This window comes from Chryseobacterium sp. CS3K3.1 (genome assembly GCF_059515165.1).
Genome location: NZ_JCAKRV010000040.1, coordinates 1 through 2,809, shown reverse-complemented (window position 1 = coordinate 2,809; position 2,809 = coordinate 1). Strand labels below are relative to the sequence as shown.

General features: G+C 36.9%; 2 protein-coding genes. Both read left to right on the top strand.

The features are described from left to right. Positions 1 to 198 precede the first annotated feature (198 nt). The gene (locus tag AC5YGI_RS21950; RefSeq protein WP_496169804.1) at positions 199 to 1,167 is read left to right on the top strand and encodes a quinone oxidoreductase family protein; all 969 of its coding nucleotides are present in this window, start codon (positions 199 to 201) and stop codon (positions 1,165 to 1,167) included. Between the two features lie 207 nt (positions 1,168 to 1,374). Then, a complete protein-coding gene (locus tag AC5YGI_RS21945) occupies positions 1,375 to 2,757 on the top strand; it encodes a tetratricopeptide repeat protein (RefSeq protein ID WP_227943862.1) in 1,383 nt (460 codons plus the stop codon). Positions 2,758 to 2,809: the final 52 nt, after the last annotated feature.

Here is a 2,809-nt window from a genome sequence, read left to right as displayed (position 1 = left end):
TTCTTTGCTGAACGAAGTGCCCTTGCGAACAAATAATAACAATATCATGTTCCCTAGCGACCGCAGCGTTTTAACTGTTTTAACTCTATTACCGTCTTTATAAACCCCCAGCTTCCTTTCCCAAAATCCAAAACTCATAACAAATGTTATCGCTTCGCAGCCTCCTTCCCTTATAATTTTGTATAAAAATTAAAAAGAATGAAAGCAGCAGTAGTATTTGAAAAAGGAAGTATTCCACAATATGCAGATTTTCCAGACCCTGAAGTAAAGGAAAACGAAATTTCGATTTCTGTAAAAGCCGCATCAATTAAAAACCTCGACAGGGCCAGAGCAGGCGGAAATCACTATTCAACAGAAAACCAGGAACATCAACCAACGGTTATCGGAACGGACGGAGCAGGATATCTTGAAAACGGAAGTAAGGTTTATTTTTTCAGCAAAAAAGGAACTGTCTCTGAAAAGGCTGCAGCCGATAAAAAGATGATCATTCCAATTCCCGAAGAACTGGATTTTTCTTTAGCAGCAGCCTTACCTAATGCAGTAATGGGATCTGCAATGGCCTTGAAGTTCAAAGCAGGATTGCAGCCGGGAAATACCATTCTTATTAACGGAGCAACAGGAATTACAGGAAGAATAGCTGTTCAGATGGCCAGATTATACGGAGCTGGTAAGATCATCGTTACCGGAAGAAATGAAGAATCTTTGCAGTCTTTACTTGAATTAGGTGCTGATGAGGTCGTTTCTCTAAAACTGGAGGGCAATGATTTTAAGCAAAAAATAAAAGAAATTCATAAGGTAACCCCTATAGATACTATCATAGACTATATCTGGGGACATTCTGTAGAAATGTTATTGTCTGCCCTTAAAGGTGACGGAACCTTCTCCCACAAAACAAAACTGGTAACGATCGGAGGGATGAGCGGAGATACCATCCAGCTGTCTTCACAGATTCTCAGAGGAACGGATATTCAGATTTCCGGATCAGGATTGGGAAGCTGGACGAAAGAAGAATCTCACCTCCTGTTCTCAAAAATCATCCCTGAAATGTTTCAGGCAGCAGCAGAAGGAAAAATTAAAATGGAAACACAGGATGTTGATATTAAAAATATCGAAACCGTATGGAATGCTGAGATACAAAGCGGAAAACGCCTGGTCATAAGAATTTAACCCCAATTTCCGTTTTTTTATCCACAATCCTTTTATCGGTTTTCTTTTTTTACTATTTTTATAATAGAAATTTATGAAATGGAATATTCAAAAAAAAGTTGCAACTTTGCATAAATATTTGAATATCAGTTTCAGATATATTATTAATTAAACGTTTGCCGAGGTTTGTAAGCAAATTCAGACATCAGGCCGACAAAGAGGACACTATTGGAAGAGTATTTTGGAAATGAACTTGTAAAAAAGTTCGAGGAAATGATGGAAAACAATGACGAATTCTACTTTGATACAGAAGAGTTGGAAGATATCATTGTTTATTATTTGGAGCTTGGTGATTTTAATTACGCTGACATGGCTGTTAATTATGGACTTAAGCTTCACCCTAATTCGTTGGATATTAAGATTAAAAGACTTGAAATCCTTCTGGAGTGGGAAGACTATAATACGGCGAAAGAACTTATTGACGAACTGAAAGGCGCTTCTATGGAGAATACAGACTTTTTGGTTTGTTACGCCAAGTATTATTCGAACCTAGGAAATCCCAGAAAATCCATTGAAATCTGCAAAAAAGCTTTGACATTAGAGGAAGAAGAAAACTTTCTCCACAACTTTATTGCGGACGAATATGTGAATCTCGGAGATCCTTTTAACGCTCTTAAACATTACAGAAAAGCACTGAAGGAAGATCCTACGGATGAATATTCGCTGGAAAATGCTATGGTATGCTTCAGTGATCTGAATAAGAGTGAGGAGGCTATTGCCTTTCTTAATGAATATTTAGATGAATTTCCTTATTCTGAGACCGCCTGGTTTGAATACGGACAATTCTACTTCAACAGAAAAAATTATGATGAAGCGATAAGAGGCTACGACTATTTACTGGCAATCAACTCAAACTCTGTGGGAGTATATGCCAATAAAGCAGCTTGTTATGAAGCTTTGGGACAATACCAGAAGGCGATCGAAACGTATGAAGAAATGCTGGAGCTGGAATATACAAAAGCATTTACTTATTATAAGATCGGATTATGTAATAAGGCCTTGAAACAGCCTATTTTAGCTTTAAATGCATTCCAGAAATCATTAAGAGAAGACCCTCAGTTTTATCTTGCCATGATGGAACAGTCTTATCTTTACGAAGAAATGGGCGGAATGTCTGAAGCATTGCATTTTGCCAAAGAAGCTACCCAGCTGAATGAAAACAATCTTGATTATCAAAAGAGATTAGCGTTCTTATTCATCGATTCAGGAAAATTTGAAGAAAGCCTTTCCTGTCTTAAAAAACTGGTAGATGCAGAACCTTCAAGGTTTTATAACTGGTATGCCTATTCAGAAGTTTTGATGCTGGTAGGAGAGTATGAAGATGCGGTAACAGTCTTGAACAGAGCCATAAAAAAACATTACAGAGCAGAACTTTTTTATCAGCTGAGCAATTGCTATTACAATCTGAAAGATCAGGATAAAGGTTTTGAATCTCTTCAAAAAGCATTGGAACTTGATCCTTCTTTAGCAAAGGATATGCAGAAAAAATATCCTTTCATTAAAGATGAGGTGAAAAAGGTAAAAGCCAGTAAAGTGAAGAAAAAGAACTAGAATAATCTGAAATAAAAGAAAAACCTGCAGAAATGCAGGTTTTTTTATTGAT

Bases quoted from the DNA above. Each gene is read 5' to 3' on its own strand.
- AC5YGI_RS21950 (WP_496169804.1), top strand. From the start codon at position 199: ATGAAAGCAGCAGTAGTATTTGAAAAAGGAAGTATTCCACAATATGCA.